Raw genomic sequence first — 23,877 nt, forward strand, 5'->3', positions numbered from 1 at the left:
TTATCCCTCCTGCTGTGGTGCTGCTTCCGGCTGTGCAGGTGCAGCCGCAGGGGTTTCCTGCGGTGTTTCTGCCGGTGCCGGCGGCGGTGTTTCATCATTGAGCAGACGGCGGATACGGGTCTGTACCAGTTTATCCAGCAGCGGCTGGCTGGTCAGGCTGTCCGGGGCACTCATTGAGATCGGTTGTGCTGCCAGGGCATCCACTTCGGCCAGGAAAGCAGTGTTAGTCGGATCGTTATCAGAGAAATATGCACGGACCCAGGTGGAAACGGCATCCAGTGACTGTTTGTAGCTCTCTTCCTGGTGACGCGGTACCGCCTGTGCGGCGATCAGCAGCTGGGCGCGGATATTTTCACGCACATAAATATCCTGATTCGGTGCCAGAAGCGGTGCGGACGTGCTGTCGCGGCGGCGGATAGTGATGAAATCACTCATAAACCCTTTCCAGCTTTTGGTCAGGTTGGTACGCCAGTCCGCCACGGAGGAGGTCAGCCCCTCGCTGTCGCTGCTGTCCATCGGCGCGCCGTCACGGCTGCCGTCATCCAGACGCAGATTATCCACCTGACCGGCAAGCTGGTTCAGGCGCAGAATTGTGCCGTCAAAATCGATCTGACTGACGGCAGACAGTGCGGTGATATCATTGCGCAGCGCGGTACGCACATCCAGCAGGCCCGGATCATTCATTTCAGCCAGACTGGCATCGGCATTTTTCAGCAGCACCATGGCGGTGACCACATCCTGGTCATTCCACAGTTTGCGCTCTGCCATTTTGACCAGAAAATCAGCCTGAGCCAGCAGCCAGCTTTTCACATCAGCACTGGACAGCGCGGTGACACGGCTGCGCAGTAAATCCATTTCGTGTTTCAGTGCTGCTTCCTGCTGCTGATGCTGTGTGCTGAGAGCAGATTGCTGTGCGATAAATTCCTGCATCTGTTTTTGTGTCTGCTGCTGTTCCTGCTGCAATTGCGCCATCTGAGACTTCAGCTGTGCATTTTCCGCTTCCAGGTTTTTCGACAGCGTCTGGGTACCTGCCTGTGAGGCATACCAGACTCCGCCGCCGATCAGCAGGATAACCGCGAGTGCGATTGCGCCGCGCAGAAAACCGGATGCCTGTTTCTGCTCTGCCGCAGGTGCTGTTTTCGGTGACTGCGGAGCTTCAGCTGCGGATTTCGGCGCAGTATCTGCCGGTTTTTTCTCAGGAGCCGCTTTGTCAGTGACATTTTTGGCGGTCGCTTTTTTCCCGGCTGCGGCGTCTTTTTTCTCTGCCTGCGGATCGGTGCTGATTACGGTATCCTGTGTTTCAGGTGTCTCCGGTGTCTCAGCTGACCCGGGTTTTTTTTCGTGTTCCGTCATTCGTGGCGTCCCATGTCTGTTCATTGAAGAGCCTGAAGTAAGGCTTCATTATCTGCACCGGCGGCGATATCAATAGTGCGCCAGCCCAGTGATTGTGCGATAGCTGCCAGTCTGTCACTGACAACAATAATCCGGCATTGTAACAGCCAGCCAAGGTGTGCGGCCGGAATCATCTGCCGCAGCAGGTGCAGCATTTCCCCGCTGGTTACCACCAGCGTCTGAACCTGTTGCTGCTGCCACAACAGGGCGCATTTCCCGCCGTCGTACTTCACGGGTTCGCGGCGGTAGCATTCGCAATAATCCACAACCGCCCCCCGTTCGCGCAGTGTTTGTGCCAGATGCTCTCTGCCGCCGTTACCGCGCAGCAGAAGTACACGGCGACCGGTCATATCCTGCAAATCCGGCAGGGTCAGCAAATGCTCGCTGGTTTCCCCGCCGGGCATAAAAGCCGCGGGTAATCCGGTCAGTTGCTCAAAGCAACGGGCGGTTGACTGACCGATCCCATAATAGCAAAGCTTATCAGACCACAGGTAATTCTGTTGAATAAGCTGTTCATTTGCGTGATAAACCGCATTCTTTGACAGCAGAAAAAGGGCATCTCCGGGGGAAAGTGCGGCTGTTTTGGCAACCAGCAGCGGCAGCTCATGTCCCGGAGAAATGCGGATGAGCGGAGCAGAAAGGGCATTCTGTCCGCGTGAGCGCAGAGCGCTGACCAGGGCTTCACCGGCCGGTAAGGGACGGGTAACCAGGATGGTCATGCAGGAATGTGCCCCTGATAGACGTCCGTCAGGATAGCCCGGGCGCCGTTATCCAGCAGCTCCTCCGCAAGAGAAACCCCTGCGGCGGCGGCATCCTGCGGATCACACAGGCGCTCACCGCGGACAATCTCACTGCCGTCCGGTGCGCCGACAAGTGCCCGCAGCCAGATTTTATCTCCCTGCCAGATAGCATAACTGCCGATGGGCACCTGACACCCGCCTTCCAGCCGGGTATTCATGGCGCGCTCAGCCCGGACACAGATATCGGTTTGTGCGTGATTGAGGGCGCTGAGCAGCGAACGGGTGCGTTCATCATCCAGACGGCATTCAATCCCGACCGCACCCTGGCCGACAGCGGGCAGCGATTCTTCCGGCGGCAGGGCACAGCGGATGCGTTCATCCAGCTTCAGGCGTTTCAGTCCGGCAACCGCCAGGATAATCGCGTCATAGTCGCCGTTATCCAGTTTACCCAGCCGGGTACCCACATTGCCGCGCAAATCGCGGATCACCAGATCCGGACGGCGTTCACGCAGCTGACACTGACGGCGCAGGCTGGAGGTGCCGACGATACTTCCGGGCGGCAGAGCATCCACACTGTCATAATGATTGGAAACAAAGGCGTCACGGGGATCTTCCCGCTCACAGATAGTGACTAATCCCAGCCCGTCCGGGAAATCAACAGGGACATCTTTCATGGAATGTACGGCGATATCTGCCCGGTTCTCCAGTAATGCCAGTTCCAGTTCTTTGACGAACAGCCCTTTACCACCGACTTTCGCCAGCGGGGTATCGAGAATAATGTCACCTTTGGTGACCATCGGGACGAGTTCAACGCGCAGCCCGGGATGAATCTGCTCCAGCTCATGTTTAACAAATTCAGCCTGCCACAGAGCAAGCGGGCTTTGGCGGGTGGCAATACGCAGAGATTGAGTGGTCATGATAATTATCAGGGATCCTTGTTTTTTTATCCGGTGTTTTTTTCAGATGAAACATGCCGGAAAAATAGGAAAAACTGCCTTTGTTTTATCATTTTGCTGATTATTTTTCCAGTTACGCGACGAGACCTGCCCGGCAGATAAGAACAAAAAAGGATGATCAGAGAATAAATAGCGTCAGGGTTGGCGGCTGGTACTTACCGGTAAATAATTAAAACATATTTTAAATAATAAAAATATTTAGTAATTATAAAAAAGTATTAATCAAATCGATTTAATTTAAATAACTATTTCATAGCATTATTAAAATAAATAAATACGCCCTGTATGTGTAAGCCGCATTGTTTTTTTTGCTCAAAAAATGAGCGAAAACAGGGGGGCACATAATTTCCCGCATATTTCCTTAGATTTTTTGTGTGTATCCTGGTGATTTTCAACGAAAATATATAATTTACAATTAGTTATCGGACTAATAACAACTTTGAGTAATCGTGCCTTTTTTAGTGCGAAGCTTTACCCTTTGCCCCGAAGGTGTTAGATTGATCACGTTTCCGGCAATTTAACTTTGGCTCCGATTCTTATCATTTTCAGCATCACATTATCAGTCTGTATTCATATTACGTATAAAGCCGGGCATCAGGTCGTTTCCAGTTACATGAAATAAAATCAGGCGAATCCTTTGTATCTTTATATTGAAACACTCAAGCAGCGTTTGGATGCAATAAATCAGCTCAGATCAGAGCGCGCGACCATCGGGATGAGTCGTGCGTTTAAAGACGTGTACAGTCTGTTGCCGGTACTGTTGCACCATCACCATCCGGATATGCCGGGCTATGTGCCGGGTAATGTGCCGCACGGTGTCTGTTTCTGGGCGTCCGATGATGAACAGTCACACTGGCTGGCGGAGTTTTCCCGTCAGCACGGAGAGTGTCTGCCGTGCAATGCCGGCGGTGAATTACCGATTACCGGTATCTATTCTATGGGCAGCACATCGTCTGTCGGCCAGAGCCACTCTTCTGATCTCGATATCTGGGTCTGTCATCAGTCCTGGCTTGACCACGATGAAAAACAGAATCTGCGCCGCAAATGCACACTGATTGAAGAGTGGGCGGCGGCAAAAGGTATTGATGTCACGTTCTTCCTGATTGATGAAAACCGGTTTCGCCACAATGCCAGCGGCAGCCTCAACGGTGAGGACTGCGGCTCGACCCAGCATATTTTACTGCTCGATGAATTTTACCGGACCGCTGTGCGGATGGCCGGTAAGCGTCTGCTGTGGACCATGGTGCCGGCAGAGGAAGAACATCACTATGATGAATATGTTCTTTCCCTTTATGCGCAGGGTGTATTAACCCCGAATGAGTGGCTGGATCTGGGCGGGCTGGGTGAGTTGTCCGCGGAAGAGTACTTCGGTGCCAGCCTGTGGCAGCTCTATAAGAGTGTGGATTCCCCTTATAAAGCCGTGATCAAAAGTTTACTGCTGGAAGCGTATTCGTGGGATTACCCGAACGGACAGCTTCTGGCAACCGAGTTTAAAAAGCATCTGCATGCCGGTGAGATTGTCCATCACGGGCTTGATTCTTACGCCATGATGCTTGACCGTGTTACCCGCTATCTGAAAGCCATCAATGATGAAACCCGTCTTGATCTGATCCGCCGCTGCTTCTACCTGAAAGTGTGTGAAAAGCCGCCTGCGGATGTCAGTGAACGTGCGTCCTGCGGTTGCTGCGGCTGGCGTTGTCAGGTGTTATCCGAGATGGTGAAAGGCTGGGGCTGGTCCCCGGAGCGGTTGTCTGTGCTGGATCGCCGGAATTCGTGGAAAATTGAGCAGGTGCGGGATGCACATAATGAGCTGCTCGACACCATGATGCAGAGCTACCGTAACCTTATCCGCTTTGCGCGCCGTAATAATCTGAGTGTCAGCGCCAGTCCGCAGGATATCGGTGTGCTGACACGAAAACTGTATGCTGCCTTTGAGGCGCTGCCGGGGAAAGTCACCCTGGTGAATCCGCAGATTTCGCCGGATCTGTCAGAAGAGAATCTGACCTTTATTTATGTCCCGCCGGGCCGGGCCAACCGCAGCGGCTGGTATCTGTATAATCAGGCGCCGACTATCCACACGATCATCGGCCATCAGCCGCTGGAATATAACCGTTATCTGAATAAGCTGGTGTCCTGGACTTACTTCAACGGCCTGCTGACAGACAGAACGCGCGTCTATATTCACAACGGTGAGTCACACTGTGACGAACAGAAACTGCACGAGCTGGTGCATGATGTGTCTCAGAATTTCCCTATCCGTCTGCCTGCCCCGACACCGCGTGCGCTGTACAGCCCGTGTGAAATTCGTCATCTGGCAATTATTGTCAACCTGGAGCAGGACCCGACCGCCGGTTTCGCCGAGCAGGTTGTGCATTTTGATATGAGCAAGCTGGATGTGTTCAGCTTCGGGCAGGAGCAGAGATGCCTGGTCGGCAGTATTGATCTGCTGTACCGCAACTCCTGGAATGAAGTGCGCACACTGCATTTCAGCGGTGAACAGTCTGTGCTGGAAGCCCTGAAAACGATTCTCGGCAAGATGCACCAGGATGCCGCACCGCCGTCCGGTGTCGAAGTCTTCTGTTACAGCCGCCATCTGCGCGGGCTGATCAGTACCCGTATCCGCCAGCTGGTTTCTGAATGCATTGAACTGCGGCTGACCACCAACCGCCAGGATCCGGGCCGCTTTAAGGCACTGCGTCTGGCCGGTCAGACCTGGGGGCTGTTCTTTGAGCGTCTCAACGTCTCTGTACAGAAACTGGAAAATGCCGTTGAATTCTACGGCGCTATCTCCAACAACAAACTGCGCGGGTTTCCGGTAAAAATCAGTACGGAAACCGGTCATCTTCCGGATGTGGTGGATGGTTATGCCAGTGAGGGGATTATTCAGTTTTTCTTTGAAAACCGTGATGATAACGGCTTCAATATTTATGTGCTGGATGAATCAAACCGGGTGGAAATCTATTCCGGCTGTGAAGGCAGTAAAGAAGACCTGATCCGGGATGTCAGCCGGTTCTATTCCTCTTCCCATGACCGCTTCACGTACGGCTCCAGCTTTATCAACTTTAATCTGCCGCAGTTCTATCAGATCCTGAAAACGGACGGTAAAACACAGGTTACGCCGTTCCACAGCACGATGTTCTCCCCGTCAGTGACGGAAGAGGCGCGTGATGCCGTGCATGCTGATTTCCGTTCGGATGTCAGACCGTTACAGTATCAGGCTGCCGGGCACCGCGGCTGATATGCGACGGCACAGTTTCTGTGCCGTCAGTCTGACAACTCAGAAGCTGAACGGTTCGCCGCTCTGTTCACTGACAGCCTGTGCCAGCATGGCAAACAACTCGCCGCCGCTGCGGTCGCAAATCCATTTATCTGATTTCAGATCAAAATGATAGCCGCCGTTACGCGCAGCCAGCCAGATCTGGTGAAACGCTTCCTGCTTATTGATGATAATTTTTGAGCCGTTTTCAAAGCTCAGTGTCATCACACCGCCGTTGGTTTCGCAGTCAATATCCGCATCACCGTCGTAATCATCTAATTTTGCTTCAATATCCTGCAACAGCGCATCCGCCGTCTGGTGAAATTCTGTATCGTTCATCGTCATTTCCTATTTGCTTTTCGACATCTAACTGCGATTATAGAGGGTATTGACCGATGATTAACAGGCATGACTGTAAATGAAGAAAAAAATGATCTGCGCGGTATCCGCCGTGATGCTGCTGACCCTGTCCGGCTGCGGACTGAAAGGCCCTCTCTACTTCCCGCCGGAAGAGCCGGCCGCCGGAAAAAGTGCTCCTGCGGATAAGCCTGCAACGGAACAGTCTGCTGTACAGACAGACAACGCTGAGAACGGCAAAACGCAAAAATGACCGCCGGATAACCCCGGTTACTGAGGCGTAAACAGGATCTGAACATGCAGTTCACCAAAATGCACGGCCTGGGTAATGATTTTATGGTGGTGGACGCCGTCACCCAGAATATCTATTTTTCACCGGAGCTTATCTGCCGTCTGGCAGACCGGCACACCGGCGTCGGCTTTGATCAGCTGCTGGTGGTGGAAGCGCCTTATGATCCGGAACTGGATTTTCACTACCGCATCTTTAACGCGGACGGCAGCGAAGTGGCACAGTGCGGCAACGGTGCACGCTGTTTTGCCCGCTTTGTCCGCCTCAAAGGGCTGACTAATAAACGGGATATCCGTGTCAGTACACAATCCGGGCGTATGGTGCTCAGTATCGCGGATAATGATAATGTCCGCGTGAACATGGGCGTGCCGGAGTTTGAACCGGCGCTGGTGCCGTTCCGCGCGGTAAAAGAAGAGAAAACGTATATTATCCGCGCCGCGGAACGCACTGTCCTGTGCGGTGTGGTGTCGATGGGTAATCCGCATTGTGTTATCCAGGTGGAAAGCACGGAAACGGCGGAAGTTGAGGTTATCGGTCCGGTTCTGGAGAGCCACGAACGTTTTCCTGAACGGGCAAATATCGGCTTTATGCAGATCCTGTCACGTGATCACATCCGTCTGCGGGTGTATGAGCGCGGCGTCGGTGAAACACAGGCCTGCGGCAGCGGTGCCTGCGCGGCGGTCTCTGTCGGGATACGCCAGGGTCTGCTGGCAGAAAATGTGCAGGTGGATTTACCCGGTGGTACTTTGTTTATCAGCTGGGAGGGTGAGGGTAAACCGCTGTTTATGACCGGCCCGGCCACGCATGTATATGATGGTGTTATCCATCTTTAATCATCATAAAGAGGATAAATAGCAATGGACAGTCAACAGGATACCGCCGTATTCGCCCCGTCCGGAGAACCGGATGAAGCGGCGGTGCTGGCGTATCTGAAAGCGCATCCGGATTTTTTCATCCGTAATGCCGCGCAGATCACCGATATGACCATCCCGCATCCGGTAAAGGGTGCGGTGTCTCTCGTTGAGTGGCAGCTCGGACGCCAGCGTGAGCGGATTGGCACGCTGACGGATGATCTGATGCAGCTGATGATACAGGCCCGCGAAAACGAATATTTGTTCTCGCGCCTGCTGAAACTGCTGGCGTCGCTGTCTTCTGCCACCTCTCTGGATGATTTTTCCGAACGTCTCAATCAGTGGGCGAAAGGGCTGAAGCTCAGCCATGCCAAAATCCGTCTGTTTACCGACAGCTGGCGGCTGGGTGCGCCGTTCCGTCATCAGGAACTGGCCTTATCCCGTGCTCACTTTGAAGCCATCCGCCTGTCCCGTTTCGGGGACCGCAATCACTATCTCGGGCAACTGACTGCACCGGAAATACAGCTGTTACTGCCGGACAGTGCCTTTGTCGGCTCGGCATCGGTGTCGCTGCTGGGCGGGCAGCATGATCTCGGTGTGGTGATTTTTGTCAGCCGCGATAAACAGCATTATCAGAAAGATATGGGCACCGCGATGCTGGAGCAGGTTGCGTATTTCCTGCCGCAGTTGCTGCAACGCTGGGTGGAGCTGGCATGACGGATAGTGCGGCAGACGACCTGCTGGTCACGGCAGAGCAGTTTCTGCAGTATCTGCGGGTGGAGCGCCGGTTAAGTCCGGTGACTATTACCAATTACCGCCGTCAGCTCACTACGCTGGCAGAGATGATGGTCAGCAGCAAAATCCGCAGCTGGGCACAACTGGAACCGGCAACGGTGCGGATGCTGGCCGCGAAAAGCCGCCGTAACGGTTTGCAGCCCGCAAGCCTGGCGCTGCGTCTTTCCGCCCTGCGCTCCTTTCTCGACTGGCAGGTCAGTAACGGGCTGATCCCCGCCAATCCGGCCAAAGCCGTCAGCGCCCCGAAACAGGGACGGCACCTGCCGAAAAATATGGATGTGGATGACATTGCCCGGCTGATGGATATCAGCGGTAATGACCCGCTGGCAGTGCGTGATCGCACCATGCTGGAAGTCATGTACGGCGCGGGGCTGCGTTTATCGGAACTGGTCGGGCTGAATACCGGGGATTTTGACCTGGTTACCGGCGAGGTGCGGGTTCTCGGGAAGGGCAGCAAAGAGCGTAAAGTGCCGCTCGGCAAAACAGCCGTGGCTTGCCTGGAACGCTGGCTTCCGTTGCGTGAACTGTATGATCCTGAGGATAAAGCTGTTTTTATCTCCACCAAAAGCGGTAAGCGGATCTCGGCGCGCAATGTGCAGAAACGGTTTGAATACCGGGGCCTGCATCAGGGGCTGAACAGCCATCTGAATCCGCATAAGTTGCGTCACTCCTTTGCGACACACATTCTGGAATCCAGCGGCGACCTGCGTGCGGTGCAGGAATTGCTGGGGCATGCTAATCTGTCCACCACGCAAATCTATACCCATCTGGATTTTCAGCATCTTGCCAATGTGTATGATGTTGCACATCCGCGGGCCAAACGAGGAAAATCGTAATGCGTTTCTACCGCCCCCTTTCGCCTGTCCGCGCCATGACATTCGATCTTGACGACACGCTGTATGACAATCGTCCGGTGATGGATAAAACCGAGGAGGAGGTGATTGCGTTTATCCGTCAGTATGATCCGCGTTTCCGTGACTTACCGGCTGATTACATTAATGTATTCCGTGATCGTATCCGCCGTCAGCAGCCGGAGATTTTTCATGACGTCAGCCGCTGGCGTCTGCTCTCCTGGCGCACCTTTTTCCTGCATTACGGCTATACCGCTGCCCGTGCACAGACCGGGGCGGATGCGGTTATGGCGCATTTCGCACAGTGGCGCAGCCGTATCGACGTGCCGCAGTCCACGCATGATACCCTGGCCGCGCTGGCGGCAAATATTCCGCTGGTGGCTATCACCAACGGTAATATGGAGCCGGAAAAATGCGGGCTGGCGGATTATTTTGCCTTTATCCTCAAAGCCGGTCCGGACGGACGTGCAAAACCGTTCTGCGATATGTACCGCACGGCGGCGCAGCGGCTGGCCATCCCGGCAGAAAATATCCTGCATGTCGGTGATAACCTGAATACGGATGTGGAAGGTGCGCTGTGCAGCGGTATGCAGGCCTGCTGGATAAACCTTGACGGACGCGATGTTTATCACGACCCGGAAACCCGCCTGCTGCCGCATATTGAAATTACACAGTTGGATTCTTTAACCGGACTGTTATAATTTTATCTGTATAAAAAACCAGTTCTTCCGGAACCGGCTGTCCGGAAGTCGCTTTTTCTTTCGCGGCGCTGCCGCACAACCACTGATGGAAATTATGGACGTCTCTTATCTGCTTGAAAGCCTTAATGATAAACAGCGCGAAGCGGTGGCGGCTCCCCGCTCAAACATGCTGGTGCTGGCGGGTGCCGGTTCCGGAAAAACCCGGGTGCTGGTGCACCGTATCGCCTGGCTGCTGGCAGTGGAGAACGCCTCTCCGTTTTCGGTGATGTCAGTGACCTTTACCAATAAGGCGGCGGCGGAAATGCGCCACCGTATTGAAGAACTGGTCGGCACCAGTGAGGGCGGGATGTGGATCGGGACATTCCACGGCCTGGCACACCGTCTGCTGCGCGCGCATCACCTCGATGCCGGGCTGCCGCAGGATTTCCAGATCCTCGACAGCGAAGATCAGATCCGCCTGATCCGCCGTCTGATCAAAGCCATGAATCTCGATGAAAAACAGTGGCCGGCCAAACAGGGCTGCTGGTATATCAACGGCAAAAAAGATGAGGGGCTGCGGCCTCAGCACGTTGAGAGTTACGGCAACCCGGTGGAAGCCACCTGGCTGCGGATCTACCAGGCCTATCAGGAAGCCTGTGACCGCGCGGGACTGGTGGATTTTGCCGAACTGCTGCTGCGGGCACATGAGCTGTGGCTGAACAAACCGGCGATTTTACAGCACTATCGTGATCGTTTTACCAATATCCTCGTGGACGAATTCCAGGACACCAACAGCATCCAGTATGCCTGGGTACGTATGCTGGCGGGCGATACCGGTAAAGTGATGATTGTCGGTGATGATGATCAGTCTATCTACGGCTGGCGCGGCGCGCAGGTGGAAAATATCCAGCGTTTCCTGAAAGATTTCCCCGGCGCGACCACCATCCGTCTCGAACAAAACTACCGTTCCACCAATAATATCCTGAAAGCGGCGAACGCCCTGATCTCCCATAACAGCGACCGGCTGGGGAAAAACCTCTGGACGGACGGCGAGGACGGCGAACCTATCTCCCTGTACTGTGCCTTTAATGATCTGGATGAAGCACGCTATGTGGTCGGACGCATTAAACAGTGGCACGAGAACGGCGGTGCACTGGCGGACTGCGCGATTCTCTACCGCAGCAACGCCCAGTCACGTTTACAGGAAGAGGCACTGTTGCAGGCCGCGCTGCCGTACCGCATTTACGGCGGTCAGCGCTTCTTCGAGCGCCAGGAAATCAAAGATGCTCTTGCGTATCTGCGGCTGATTTCAAACCGTCATGATGACGCGGCATTTGAGCGTGTGGTAAACACCCCGACCCGCGGGATCGGTGACCGTACCCTGGACGTGGTGCGTCAGACTGCCCGTGAGCGGGAGCTGACCCTCTGGGAAAGCTGCGGTGTACTGCTGGAAGAAAAAGCACTCGCGGGGCGCGCTGCTTCTGCGCTGGGGCGTTTCCTCGAGCTGATCAATCTGCTGGCACAGGAAACGGACGGCATGCCGTTGCACGTGCAGACTGACCGCGTGATCCGCGATTCCGGCCTGCGGGCACACTATGAGCAGGAAAAAGGGGAAAAAGCCCAGGCGCGGATTGAAAACTTAGAAGAACTGGTCACCGCAACCAATCAGTTCAGTTATCAGGATGCTGACGAAGGGCTGACGCCGTTACAGGCATTTCTGTCCCATGCCGCGCTGGAATCCGGCGAAGGCCAGGCGGACAGATATCAGGATGCGGTTCAGCTGATGACGCTGCACTCCGCCAAAGGACTGGAGTTCCCGCAGGTCTTTATCGTCGGGGTGGAAGAGGGCATGTTCCCGGGCATGATGTCGATGGAGGAGAGCGGGCGCCTGGAAGAAGAGCGGCGTCTGGCCTATGTCGGCGTGACCCGTGCCATGCAGAAACTGACACTGACTTATGCCGAAACCCGTCGTCTGTACGGCAAAGAGGTGTATCACCGGCCGTCCCGTTTCATCGGTGAACTGCCGCCGGAGTGTGTGGAAGAGGTGCGTCTGCGCGCCACGGTATCACGGCCGGTCAACCACCAGCGGCTCGGTACGCCGATCACCGCCAATGACAGTGGATATACCCTCGGACAGCGTGTCCGTCACCCGAAATTCGGTGAAGGCACCATTATCAATATGGAAGGCAACGGCGAACATACCCGCTTACAGATAGCGTTTCAGGGGGAAGGGATCAAATGGCTGGTGGCCTCCTACGCCAAACTGGAAAAACCCTGATCTTCCGCAGAGTAAGGTGTTAACCGGAGAATAACCGGTTGACACCCTTTTTCATCTGCGCATAACATGCGCACACTTTTTCTTTTCCTTTCGTTTCCGGAGGCCGCACACTATGCTGAGCGCATTTAAAGTTGACAATAAGCGTTTGCAACGTCTTGATTTAGAAGAGGGCGACGCCCTGACAGATGCGCTGTGGGTGGATATTTCGGAGCCGGAAGAGCATGAACGGCAGCTGATTCAGACGCAGTTTAACCAGGAACTGGCAACCAGTCCGGAACTGGACGATATCGAAGCCTCCGCACGCTTCTTTGAGGACGATGACGGTCTGCACGTCCACTCCTTTTTCTATTACGAAGATGCGGACGACCACGCCGGGAACTCCACCGTCGCATTTACTCTGCGTGACGGGCGTTTATATACGCTGCGTGAGCGGGAACTGCCCGCTTTCCGGCTGTACCGCATGCGTGCCCGCAAACAGACCATGCAGGACGGCAACGGCTATGAAATTCTGCTGGATCTGTTTGAAACCAAAATTGAGCAGCTGGCGGATGAAATCGAAAACATCTACAGCCATCTGGAAACACTCAGCCGGGCGATTATGAAAGGCAAACAGGATGATGAGTTCGATAAAGCCCTGTCGGCTCTGGCCGAACAGGAGGATATCGGCTGGAAAGTCCGTCTGTGTCTGATGGATACGCAGCGTGCGCTGAATTTCCTCGTCCGCCGCACCCGTCTGCCGGCCAATCAGCTGGAGCAGGCGCGCGAAATACTGCGCGATATTGAATCCCTGCTGCCGCACAATGAATCCCTGTTCCAGAAAGTGAACTTCCTGATGCAGGCGGCGATGGGCTTTATCAATATCGAACAGAGCCGCATTATCAAAATCTTCTCAGTGGTATCCGTGGTGTTCCTGCCGCCGACGCTGGTGGCATCCAGTTACGGGATGAACTTCAAATTTATGCCGGAACTTGACTGGTCGCTGGGCTATCCTGCCGCGATCGGGGTGATGGTTGCTGCTGCACTCGCGCCGTATCTCTACTTCAAACGCAAGAACTGGCTGTAACATCCTTCCTCAGAAAAATGTGAATTCAATGCCCTTTGCAATCAGCATGTAAAGGGCTGTCCAGACCCCGGCAGAGAGCAGACAGGTTACCAGCACGCGGGTTTGTGTGAAACGCAGTAATCCGGCGGCCATCGGGATCAGATACCGCAGCACCGCAATAAACCGTGAGGTAAACAGGATCAGCAATCCGCTGGTCTGAAGCCGTGCCTGGGCCTTGCCGAGGGCGGTTTTGTATTTCGCCATCAGCCCCGGAAAATAATTGCGGGTGACAATCAGACGCCCGAGATAATACGAAATCATTGAGCCACAGGCCGCGCCCAGCGTAATCACCAGCCAGATAATCACGACCGGCACAACCGGAAATGCCAGAGTCACCACGGTCATCAGCATGACGGAGGCAGGCGGCAGGACAGATGAGAGAATAATCGTGGATTTGCTCAGGGCGATACAAAACAGAATGGCCAGCAGCCAGAGCGGATGGTTGTGCAATATTGCCAGATGATGCGTGATCCAATCCATGTTTATCCTCCCGGAGACAGCACCGGCAGACCCGGCGCTGTCTTACAGAGTATCACGCTTTTTTGTAACGGTGGCGCTGGGTGTAAAGTGCATCCAGTGTAAAGACAATCAGTCCCGCCCAGATAAAGGCAAACGTGATCAGCCGTTCGGCGGAAATGGCCTCGCCATACGCGGTGGTTGCCAGCACAAACATCAGGGTCGGGCCGATATACTGGAAGAAGCCGAGCGTGGAGAGACGCAGATGATTAGCGGCCTCAGTAAACAGCAGCAGCGGTACGGTGGTGATAATCCCGGCCGCAATCAGCAGCAGATTCAGCGTCAGACTGTTCATGGTCATATTGCTGGTGGCGCTGTTGGCGAAGAAAAGCAGATAAATACCGGCAACCGGCAGCAGCCACAGGGTTTCCACCAGCATACCCGCCTGGGCATCCACCCCCAGCTTTTTACGCAGCAGACCATACAGACCGAATGTCATGGCCAGACTCAGCCCGATCACCGGCACGGTGCCGAACTGCCAGAGCTGGATCAATACGCCGGTAAAGGCGAGACACACCGCAAACCATTGCAGGCGGCGGAAACGTTCACCGAGAAAGAGCATCCCGAACAGAACGTTGACCAGCGGGTTAATAAAATACCCGAGACTCGCTTCCAGCATATGGTTGTGGTTCACCGCCCAGATATAGATCAGCCAGTTTGAGGCGATAATACAGGCGGTCAGCGCGAGGATCATGATTTTCTTCGGCTGGCGGATAATCTGACGGATACGCGGCCACTGGCGTGATACGCTGATCAGCAGGATCATAAAAAAGAATGACCAGATAATCCGGTGGGTCAGGATCTCATCCGCCGGTACCTGTTGGATCATTTTGAAGTATACCGGGGCAATACCCCAGATAAAGTAAGCGCCGAGAGCACAAAGGACGCCTTTTACGGTCTGTTGCTGGCTCATGATAGTCCAAGTCTGAAAGAAAAAAGGAAAGAAGATACCTGCCGGTGCGATCACTTTCACATTGAAATCACATCGCCTTGAAATTATATAGTTACAACGTGATTAATCACGTCATTAATTAATTATTCGTAAAATGTGATCGCCTGCGATACGCCGGATAGCAGTAAAGACGTTAAAAAGATGTGAAAGTCTAACGTGCATCACAAAATTACACCAGCAGGTGTGCGTAAAAAAACTCAGCACCGATCGAATATTATCACCGTCCGTGCGGATAGTCTGTTATCTGATGGCAAACTGAGCTAGCATAGAAGCATCTTTTCACCGGCAGAATGCACTGCCCGGATTTCTGTTTCACCTGAGGAGCTGCGTGTCTACCGCTGAAGTCATCAATACCCTGCCCGACGCTGACGCTATCCTGCGCCAGGTCTTTGGTTATCAGCAATTCCGTGCCGGACAATCCGATATTATCGATACCGTGACCGGCGGACGCGATTGTCTGGTGGTCATGCCGACGGGTGGCGGGAAATCACTGTGTTACCAGATTCCGGCACTGATGCTGCCGGGGCTGACAGTGGTGGTGTCACCGCTGATTTCCCTGATGAAAGATCAGGTCGATCAGTTGCGCCTGCTGGGCGTGGATGCCGGTTATCTGAACTCGGCGCAGACCCCGCAGGAACAGCAGAAGGTACTGGAAGGGTGTCACAGCAACCGCATCAAACTGTTGTATGTGGCGCCGGAACGCCTGCTGATGAGCAGCTTTATCCGCCAGTTACAGCAGTGGCAGCCGTCGCTGCTGGCAGTGGATGAAGCGCACTGTATCTCACAATGGGGTCATGATTTCCGTCCGGAATACTGCGCGATAGGTGAATTACGCCAGCATCTGCCGGGTGTGCCGGTGATTGCCCTGACAGCGACTGCTGATAACACCACGCGCTCTGATATCTGCTCGCGGCTGCGTTTAAGCGACCCGCTGATCCACATCAGCAGCTTTGACCGCCCGAATATCCGTTACACGCTGGTGGAAAAATATAAAGCGTTTGATCAGCTCTGGATGTTTGTCCGCGGTCAGAAAGGCCAGTGCGGCATTATTTACTGTAACAGCCGTAATAAAGTGGAAGATGTCGCCGCCCGCCTGCAAAAACGCGGACTGAGTGTTGCGGCGTATCATGCCGGCCTGGATAATTCACAGCGTGAATGGGTTCAGGATGCCTTCCTCAAGGACAACTTGCAGGTTGTGGTGGCCACGGTGGCGTTTGGTATGGGGATTAACAAATCCAACGTCCGGTTTGTCGCGCACTTTGATATCCCGCGTAATATTGAATCCTATTACCAGGAAACCGGCCGTGCCGGACGTGACGGCGTCAGTGCGGAAGCGGTTCTGTTTTATGATCCGGCGGATATGGCGTGGCTGCGCCGCTGTCTGGATGAAAAACCGGCCGGACCGCAGAAAGATATCGAACAGCACAAACTGAATGCGATGGGCGCTTTTGCCCAGGCTCAGACCTGCCGTCGTCTGGTATTACTGAATTATTTCGGCGAGAACCGCCAGACGCCGTGCGGTAACTGCGATATCTGTCTCGATCCGCCGAAACAGTATGACGGGCTGCTTGAGGCTCAGCAGGCGTTATCCTGTATCTACCGCGCCGGACAGCGCTTTGGTCTGGGCTATATTGTGGATGTGCTGCGCGGCTCGAATAACCAGCGGATCCGCGAATACGGGCACGATAAACTCGCGGTTTACGGTATCGGTAAAGACAAAAGCCAGGAGCACTGGGTCAGTGTGCTGCGTCAGCTGATCCACTTAGGGCTGATAACGCAAAACATTGCCAATTATTCTGCGTTACAATTAACCGAATCCGCCCGCCCGGTGCTGCGGGGTGAAGTTCCGCTGCAACTTGCGGTACCACGGATACAGAATATCAAACCACGCCAGACCGCCCGCAGTTACGGTGGTAATTACGACAAAAAACTGTTCGCGAAACTGCGCAAGCTGCGCAAATCCATCGCTGACGAAGAAAATATCCCGCCGTTTGTGGTCTTTAACGATGCCACACTGATTGAAATGGCGGAGCAGTGCCCGGTCAGGGCAAATGATTTACTCTTGATAAATGGCGTCGGAGAGCGGAAACTGGAACGATTCGGCGATGCATTTATGGCCCTTATCCGCGAGCATCTTACCGGATTCGATGACTAGAGGAGCACCCTATGCTGCCACCGGACACCCTGAAAGCAAGCTGGCTGGAACGAGAAGCGGAGTATTCGGCTTTCGTTAACGGCCCGTTACTTGATTTCTGGAACCGGCGGGATGAGCGGACATTTCAGGGCGCGGATGATGTTACTATCCGTTATGTGCAGTTTACTGATCCTGCGCATGACAAAGTGCTGGTCATCAGTTCCGGGCGCAGCGAAAGCTACGTCAAATATCCGGAAGTGCTGTACGATTTTTTCCACCTCGGTTTTGATGTCTTTATTATGGATCACCGGGGGCAGGGGCTTTCCGGCCGGATGCTGGATGATCCGCAAAAAGGCCATGTCGAACGTTTCGACGACTATATTGATGATTTTTCTCAGTTCACGAAAATCGCGCTGGCGGAGAAAGATTATGCGTACCGCTATGCACTGGCACACTCGATGGGCAGTGCGATACTCGGCGGTTATCTGTTACGCGAGCCGGATACTTTCCGTGCCGCGGTGTTATGTGCCCCGATGTTCGGCATTAATTTACCGATGCCGATGTGGCTGGCCAATATGATTGTGAACCGCGCCGATAAACGGCCGTCGGAACGCAATGAGTATGCGGTATCAACCGGGAAGTGGCAGCCGTTGCCGTTTTTAATCAACATGCTGACCCACAGCTACCCGCGGTACCGGCGTTACCTGCGCTGTTATGCTGACTATCCTGCTTTACGTCTCGGCGGACCCACGTATCACTGGTTACGCGAAAGCATTGATATCGGACAGAAGATAATTGCGCGGGCGGGAGAGATAAACACCCCGCTGATGGTGCTGATGGCATCAGAAGATAAGGTGGTGGACAATCGGGAGTTGCTGGCTTTCTGCGAAAACCGCCGTAAAGCCCGGACAGGACAAGAAGAAGAACATATGCCTCTGACGTTTGAGGGAGCTTATCACGAGATCCTGTTCGAAGAAGACGCGTTGCGCGCTGTCGCGCTCAATGCGATTTGTCATTTTTTCGGACTCCACTAATCAATTTTCAGGAATTTGCATATGTATCATGTGGTTGCTTCAGATTTAGACGGAACATTATTATCACCTGCCCACAGTTTAACCCCCTACACCAAGGAAACTCTCCGCCTGCTGACCATCAATAAAGGCGTGCATTTTGTTTTTGCCACCGGCCGCCATCATGTGGATGTGGCGCAGATCCGTGATGCGCTGGGAATTGATGCGTTTATGATCACCTCCAATGGCGCGCGGGTACACAACACCAAAGGTGAGCTGGTATTCAGCCATGATGTGGACCCGGATGTGGTCCGCGAGCTGTGCCTGATGGAGTTTGATAATCCGGATATCCTCACCAACTATTACCGCGGTGACGGCTGGATGATCAACCGGGAAAGCCCTGAACAGAAAGAGTTTTTCCAGGAATCTGTTTTTATGTATGAACTGTTCGATCGCAATGATTTTCCGGTGGATCAGGTCTGCAAAGTCTACTTCACCTGTGATGACCACGAGAAACTTGTCGCGCTGGAAGCAAAAATCCGTGTGCGTTTCGGTAACAGAGTGAATGTCAGTTTCTCGCTGCGCAGCTGCCTGGAAGTGATGGCCGGCGGTGTCTCAAAAGGTGAGGCACTGCAGCAGGTCGCAGAATCACTGGGTTACCGTCTGAATGACTGCATCGCTTTCGGTGATGGTATGAATGACCGCGAAATGCTGGAAATGGCAGGAAAAGGCTGCATTATGGCGGGAGCGCATCAGCGCCTGAAAGATATTCTGCCGGAGATGGAAGTGATCGGTTCTAATGCGGATGACGCCGTCGCCCATTACCTGCGCCGGTTATATCAGCAGTAAATCGTATATTCAGATACACAGAAAACCGCCGGATGTTATTCTTCCGGCGGTTTTTTTCTTTCAGATTGCAATAATCGGTAGTATTAATAATCTGCATCTTTACCATTAAATAAATTAGCCATAGCCATTGCTGTTTCGGGTGAAGTCAGAATGTCCTTTAAAACTTGCTTTAAAATTCCAGTGGTATTGCAGGAAAACTCTTCATTTTTATATCTTATGACTACTGGGAAACCGGTTGATTTATTTAATGAATATGAGCAAAGAAAATAGCATGCTTTATTGTTGTTATTACTATTAAGAGTTATTATTTTGTCATAGTTTAATAATCGTTTGTAAAAGAATTGTGAGTTTTTAAATGATTCAGATGATTCTATTTCAGCATATACGACATCATCGGTTGATTTTTTGATTAAACCAATTATATTAGTTATCTCATTCTCAATATCTCTCTTTATCGCTACAATATCTAATGCGCTCTGGAATGAGCTTTTAATTGAATTCAGGATATCGTCGTTATCACTCATAATGTAATCCGCAAAAAATAGGTAAATGGTCAAAGTTATCTAAATACACCACGTCAGAGACTGCATTGTCAATGTCACCGATCACCTTATGGCAATCTGTACTATTGATAATAAGCTTAAGATTATCGTCGTTTTGTGTCACAAAAGAGGATGAAAAAATCATCTGATCAAATACATACCACCGGTTAGAGGAAGGTGCATTATAGTAATAAGTACCGATATTATTGTACAAACCATCAGACAGAATTTTCCAGAACGGGTTAAAGAGTAATTTTTTTCTTTTTTCTATCAGGTGAAAATCCCGGGTGGCAAAGAGTTTTTTACGTAATGCATAGGAGTAAGGTTGTGCATTATAATCACCCATGCAAATTATTTTAGCATCTATATTTTCATCGAGAATATTATTAATATCACTTCTTATGTAAGTAGCAATACTTTCGCGGACAGATTCATTATTTCTGAGTTTTGACGGCCAGTGTGATAAGTAAAAAACGATCTCATCATTATTTCTCAGTTCATTAAATATAACTTTTACACCTGCCCGTAATGACTTTCCATCAGGCTGTTTTTCTGTCAGATGAGTGTGTTCTACGTAGGATAATTTCTCAGGATTATAAATAACAGAGATATCGATAATAACACGTCCGACACGGCTGGTCAGATCAATAAATGTAAGATTTTCTTTTTTTGCAAGACCGTTAAGAAAGAAGGATTCATCTTCAGATACTTCACACAGTGCGAAAAAATCAAGATCCCGCTGCTGAATGAACTGCGTTATATAATTACCCGCTAAAGTAATAGCGTCAGTTTTTTTCATCTTATTGGATCGTATTGGTGGCGATATACCAATATTCCACCATCCTAAATTTAACTTACTTGTATTCATTTTATTTAAAATGGTTGCCAGATAATCTATTTAAGATGAAGAATTACTGTCAGCAGTATATCTTAAATTTTATTATCTGGCTTTACCGGTTATCACAACCCGCCTGATTTCCGCATCGGGTTACGGCCCGACAGGTTTTTGGTGCCGCTGCGCAGGATATTACCCACCATATCCACCCGCGCTTCAAACGGCGGGAACGGCAGAATGATGTTGTTTTCCGCGAAGCTGCGCAGGATATTCTGATGAATTTCATGACGTGCCGGCAGGCGGTGTCCCATTTCAGCTGCGTAAGCACGCAGTTCGAAGATCTGAATACCCTGTTGCAAATCAACCAGGTAGGCTTCCGGGTTTGGTGTATCCAGAATCATCGCGGAGTCCTGTGCTGCCATCAGCAGCAGAATAGTGACCTGTTCCGGATTGGCTTCCGCCGGTACCGGGATCGTCAGGACGATACGGGTGACGGTATCCGAGAGCGACCAGTTAATAAACTGTTCGGTGATAAAGGCTTTGTTCGGGACGATAATCTCTTTGCGGTCCCAGTCTGTCAGCGTGGTGGCACGGGTGTTGATACGTGTGATGCTGCCGGTCAGGTCACGGATAGTCACGGTATCGCCGATACGGATTGGTTTTTCAAACAGGATCATCAGACCGGAAACGATGTTGGCGAAAATTTCCTGCAAACCAAAGCCCAGCCCGACACCCATCGCTGTTACAAACCACTGCATTTTCGACCATTCAATACCGATCAGCGAGAATCCGACAATCCCCCCGACCAGCGTTATCGCGTACTTGGTCAGGGTGGTGATGGCGTACCCGGTACCCGGTGTCAGATCCAGGTGCTGTAACAGCGCCAGTTCCAGCAGGGCGGGGAGGTTTCGTACCAGTTGCGTGGTGATGATAATCACCAGAATGGCGACAAAGACAGAGCCGAGTGTGATGGGCTGGAGAGTATCCACGCCGTTAATACTGCTGCTGACATCCCACAGCCGGATATTTTCCAGGAAGGAGAACGCGGTATGCAGTTCTGACCAGAGCAAAATACAGGACACCAGGGCAATCATCGTCAGGATGGAGCGGACCAGCCCGACAGACTGCGCACTGATAGTGTCGAGGTCAATGACCTGCTCTTCAATATCAATCACGCCTTCAGCACTGTTGGCATTGCTGTTCACGCTGCTGTCGTCATCACTTTTTGCCCGCTGCGCCAGGATTTCAGCACGGCGCTGTTTGGCGCGTTCAAAGGCAATCCGGCGGCGCTGGATCAGCATCCAGCGGGTGATGATGTTATAGACCACCAGCAGCATAAACCAGATAGCAACCGACGTTTCCAGACGGCCCAGCAGTGCCTGTGAGGTTGCCAGATAGCCGAGCAGAGCCGAAATGGCCGCCACAACCGGTGCCAGCAGAAGCAGCCACCACATACCTTTGCTGACCGCATTGTCACCGCTGCCGTGACGGTCAAGATAGAGCGGAACCCCCGCGCGGCGCAGGCTGCTGGTAATAATAAACAGTGCGGCACACAGCAGCAGGAAGCAGAGGCGGCCGAGTGTCGGGGCGAATTCCCGGTCATTAAAGTATTCGAAGGTGGTCATTGCCATCATCAGCGGCACAATGACAAAAATAGAAAGCTGATAGAAGCGCATCGCCCGTTTGACACGGGCTTCCGGCCAGCGGAACTGTGCGGTAAACAGGCCGTTCGGACGGGCAAAGGTTGCACAGAACATAAACAGCCACAGAACCGGTGTGGTGGCGCTGACACCGTCGCCGATTGCTTTTGCCATCGGATACTGCCAGGCATTCTGTAATCCGTAGCCGATAGCCGACCACAGCACCGGCAGCGGCAGAGAGACAAGCACAGACCAGAACAGGGTACGCAGCGTGATGGAGAAGCGATCCAGTGTCACTTTACCGATACGCTGGCTGGTTCTGTCCAGAAATGCCTGGTAATGACGGCGGTAGTTCAGGCCGAAAATGGCCAGCAGCAGGGTACCGATAATATAGAGCGAAATCTCTTTGTTCTGCCATGAGAACATCGTTTTGAACGCACCGCCGAGCTGCGCCAGGGTATCCAGAGACAGCAGTTTGGTCAGGCTGGTCAGTACTTCAATCGGGTAATTGAGGGAAACCGGGGTGGCATCCGCCACCCAGAACAGATAACGGTGTGTATCATCGCGGACTTCAGCCAGTACATCACTGAGCTGACTGGTGGTCACTTTGAGTTTGGTCAGCTCCAGAATTTCGGTGTCGTAACCGGAGAGCAGGGAGCCGAGCAATTCTTTGCGGTTGTCAACCAGCTGCTGATACAGCGAGGCCTGATCAGCCGGGAGCGAGGTTGTCTGTGAAGTATCCGGTTCATTATTATCACCGGACAGGGCATCAAGCATATTTTCATATTTCAGACGCTCAACGCGCAGGTCGGTGATTTCTTTATCCAGCTGCTGGGGTTTCGGCATATCCGGCAGACGGCTGAGCTGCGCCCTCAGGGCTTCCCCCAGCGCCGTTGAGCCGTTCAGCCACTGTGCCTGTTCCTGAATGGTACCGAGAACCTGGCGTGCTTTCTGGATATCGGTTGCCGCCTGGCGCTGCATTTCTCCGATATCACTCATGTGCACGGCCTGATCATTCAGTACCTGCGACAACTCGCGGTTGATATCAACCTGTTCTTTCAGGAACGGCGGTAAATCACCGGCCTGTTCAGCCAGCAGTTCGGTACGTTCCAGAGCCAGCTCGGCTTTCTGCTGGCGTTTACCGTTCAGTACACTGCGCAGTTGCTGAAGCTCGAGATCCAGCCGCTGATAGCGTTTACGCAGCAGTTCGAGGCGGATACGGGTCAGTTCCTGGCGGTTATTGGCAGAAAGCTGTGCCAGTTCCAGCTCATTGACTGTCGCTTTGCGCGCCTGTACTTCAGCTGTGGCCAGCGTGGATTGCGCCTCGGCAAGCGGTGTCAGCGGGGTTGTCAGTCCCTGCTGGCGGGACGTGGCTTCATTGAGCAGGCGGCGGGCTTCGGACTGCTGCTGAGGCAGAAGCGTCAGGGAATCGCTGATTTCGCGGTTTTTATCCTGTTCCTGCTGTAACTGCCGTCCCTGCTCCAGTAACTGTCCGCTGAGCTGGATAGTCTGCTGCTCGAGGTCGCTGATAGGGCGGGTGGTCAGAATTTTGGCCGGAGAATCACTCTCTTCCAGCAGTTGCTGACGCAGTTCCCTGACCAGCTTCGGGAAGTTATCAATGGTGTCCTGATAGCTCTGTGCCCGCTCATCCGCGGCTTTGCTGTCTGCCAGCCAGTTCAGGGTCGCCTGTAACGCCTGAGCCATCTCAATATCTTTCGGATCTTTGCTGCTCTCAATCCGCTTGAGTTCCTGGCGGATCTGCGGCTCGTTAATATCCGATGCCGCATATACCGCTGTCAGCGGAGAGAAAAGAAAAACCGCCAGTAAAAATGAGATAATCAGGCGCACAGGG

At 52.9% G+C, this 23,877-nt stretch carries 20 protein-coding genes; 11 read left to right on the forward strand and 9 right to left on the reverse strand.

The genetic code is table 11. From position 1 onward, the window contains the following. From hemX to hemC, 3 genes are read right to left on the reverse strand one after another with little or no spacing between them, the layout of a single operon-like run. Complete coding sequence (gene hemX / locus AAZR23_RS16645; protein ID WP_434693862.1) at window positions 1-1,353, reverse strand: uroporphyrinogen-III C-methyltransferase; 1,353 nt, start codon at window positions 1,351-1,353, stop codon at window positions 1-3. A gap of 20 nt (window positions 1,354-1,373) precedes the next feature. Beyond that, a complete protein-coding gene (locus AAZR23_RS16650; protein ID WP_434693865.1) occupies window positions 1,374-2,111 on the reverse strand; it encodes a uroporphyrinogen-III synthase in 738 nt (245 codons plus the stop codon). After that, the gene (hemC, locus tag AAZR23_RS16655; RefSeq protein WP_166708799.1) at window positions 2,108-3,049 is read right to left on the reverse strand and encodes a hydroxymethylbilane synthase; all 942 of its coding nucleotides are present in this window, start codon (window positions 3,047-3,049) and stop codon (window positions 2,108-2,110) included. Before hemC ends, AAZR23_RS16650 begins: the two co-directional genes overlap by 4 nt. 676 nt (window positions 3,050-3,725) lie before the next feature. Between hemC and AAZR23_RS16660 the strand changes: the two genes are divergently transcribed. Further along, on the forward strand, window positions 3,726-6,326 hold the full coding sequence (locus AAZR23_RS16660) for a class I adenylate cyclase (RefSeq protein WP_434693868.1): 2,601 nt from the start codon (window positions 3,726-3,728) through the stop codon (window positions 6,324-6,326). A gap of 39 nt (window positions 6,327-6,365) precedes the next feature. Here the strand turns inward: AAZR23_RS16660 and cyaY are convergent, their stop codons facing one another. Then, entirely contained in the window at window positions 6,366-6,683 is a 318-nt protein-coding gene (cyaY, locus tag AAZR23_RS16665; RefSeq protein ID WP_046894227.1) for an iron donor protein CyaY, read from the reverse strand. 79 nt (window positions 6,684-6,762) lie between these two features. Between cyaY and lptM the strand changes: the two genes are divergently transcribed. The 7 genes from lptM to corA all read left to right on the forward strand — a co-directional run bounded on the left by lptM (window position 6,763) and on the right by corA (window position 13,508). Continuing rightward, window positions 6,763-6,954, forward strand: a complete 192-nt coding sequence (gene lptM, locus AAZR23_RS16670) for an LPS translocon maturation chaperone LptM (RefSeq protein ID WP_046894228.1) — start codon at window positions 6,763-6,765, stop codon at window positions 6,952-6,954. Window positions 6,955-6,998: 44 nt separating this feature from the next. Next, entirely contained in the window at window positions 6,999-7,823 is an 825-nt protein-coding gene (gene dapF, locus AAZR23_RS16675) for a diaminopimelate epimerase (RefSeq protein WP_107680519.1), read from the forward strand. A 24-nt stretch (window positions 7,824-7,847) separates the two neighbouring features. Then, window positions 7,848-8,558, forward strand: coding sequence for a DUF484 family protein (locus AAZR23_RS16680; protein ID WP_166708797.1), 711 nt, complete (start codon window positions 7,848-7,850; stop codon window positions 8,556-8,558). Then, on the forward strand, window positions 8,555-9,472 hold the full coding sequence (gene xerC / locus AAZR23_RS16685; protein WP_166708796.1) for a tyrosine recombinase XerC: 918 nt from the start codon (window positions 8,555-8,557) through the stop codon (window positions 9,470-9,472). Before AAZR23_RS16680 ends, xerC begins: the two co-directional genes overlap by 4 nt. Further along, window positions 9,472-10,188, forward strand: a complete 717-nt coding sequence (gene yigB / locus AAZR23_RS16690) for a 5-amino-6-(5-phospho-D-ribitylamino)uracil phosphatase YigB (RefSeq protein WP_046894232.1) — start codon at window positions 9,472-9,474, stop codon at window positions 10,186-10,188. The genes xerC and yigB overlap by 1 nt, the downstream gene beginning before the upstream one ends. A gap of 85 nt (window positions 10,189-10,273) precedes the next feature. Beyond that, window positions 10,274-12,445: a DNA helicase II gene (gene uvrD / locus AAZR23_RS16695; protein ID WP_052926761.1), complete on the forward strand. Its 2,172-nt coding sequence runs from the start codon at window positions 10,274-10,276 to the stop codon at window positions 12,443-12,445. 112 nt (window positions 12,446-12,557) lie between these two features. After that, window positions 12,558-13,508, forward strand: a complete 951-nt coding sequence (gene corA / locus AAZR23_RS16700) for a magnesium/cobalt transporter CorA (protein WP_025154632.1) — start codon at window positions 12,558-12,560, stop codon at window positions 13,506-13,508. A gap of 9 nt (window positions 13,509-13,517) precedes the next feature. Here corA and AAZR23_RS16705 read toward each other — a convergent pair whose 3' ends face one another. Further along, on the reverse strand, window positions 13,518-14,027 hold the full coding sequence (locus AAZR23_RS16705) for a DedA family protein (RefSeq protein ID WP_046894234.1): 510 nt from the start codon (window positions 14,025-14,027) through the stop codon (window positions 13,518-13,520). Window positions 14,028-14,079: 52 nt separating this feature from the next. Next, on the reverse strand, window positions 14,080-14,976 hold the full coding sequence (gene rarD / locus AAZR23_RS16710) for an EamA family transporter RarD (RefSeq protein ID WP_218426965.1): 897 nt from the start codon (window positions 14,974-14,976) through the stop codon (window positions 14,080-14,082). A 367-nt stretch (window positions 14,977-15,343) separates the two neighbouring features. Here rarD and recQ point away from each other — a divergent pair, with 367 nt between their 5' ends. From recQ to yigL, 3 genes are read left to right on the forward strand one after another with little or no spacing between them, the layout of a single operon-like run. Next, window positions 15,344-17,170, forward strand: coding sequence for an ATP-dependent DNA helicase RecQ (gene recQ / locus AAZR23_RS16715; protein WP_371005411.1), 1,827 nt, complete (start codon window positions 15,344-15,346; stop codon window positions 17,168-17,170). An 11-nt stretch (window positions 17,171-17,181) separates the two neighbouring features. Next, window positions 17,182-18,183, forward strand: a complete 1,002-nt coding sequence (gene pldB / locus AAZR23_RS16720) for a lysophospholipase L2 (RefSeq protein ID WP_107680524.1) — start codon at window positions 17,182-17,184, stop codon at window positions 18,181-18,183. Between the two features lie 21 nt (window positions 18,184-18,204). Next, complete coding sequence (yigL, locus tag AAZR23_RS16725) at window positions 18,205-19,008, forward strand: sugar/pyridoxal phosphate phosphatase YigL (RefSeq protein ID WP_025154637.1); 804 nt, start codon at window positions 18,205-18,207, stop codon at window positions 19,006-19,008. Window positions 19,009-19,091: 83 nt separating this feature from the next. Here the strand turns inward: yigL and AAZR23_RS16730 are convergent, their stop codons facing one another. From AAZR23_RS16730 to mscM, 3 genes are all read right to left on the reverse strand, one after another. Then, on the reverse strand, window positions 19,092-19,532 hold the full coding sequence (locus AAZR23_RS16730) for a hypothetical protein (RefSeq protein WP_166708793.1): 441 nt from the start codon (window positions 19,530-19,532) through the stop codon (window positions 19,092-19,094). Beyond that, window positions 19,525-20,349: an endonuclease/exonuclease/phosphatase family protein gene (locus AAZR23_RS16735; protein WP_434693879.1), complete on the reverse strand. Its 825-nt coding sequence runs from the start codon at window positions 20,347-20,349 to the stop codon at window positions 19,525-19,527. Before AAZR23_RS16735 ends, AAZR23_RS16730 begins: the two co-directional genes overlap by 8 nt. 161 nt (window positions 20,350-20,510) lie before the next feature. Then, on the reverse strand, window positions 20,511-23,873 hold the full coding sequence (mscM, locus tag AAZR23_RS16740) for a miniconductance mechanosensitive channel MscM (protein WP_434693882.1): 3,363 nt from the start codon (window positions 23,871-23,873) through the stop codon (window positions 20,511-20,513). Between the last annotated feature and the right edge of the window lie 4 nt (window positions 23,874-23,877).

This window comes from Morganella sp. Je.2.23, assembly GCF_051129855.1.
In the GTDB taxonomy this organism is placed as follows: Bacteria; Pseudomonadota; Gammaproteobacteria; order Enterobacterales; family Enterobacteriaceae; genus Morganella; species Morganella sibonii.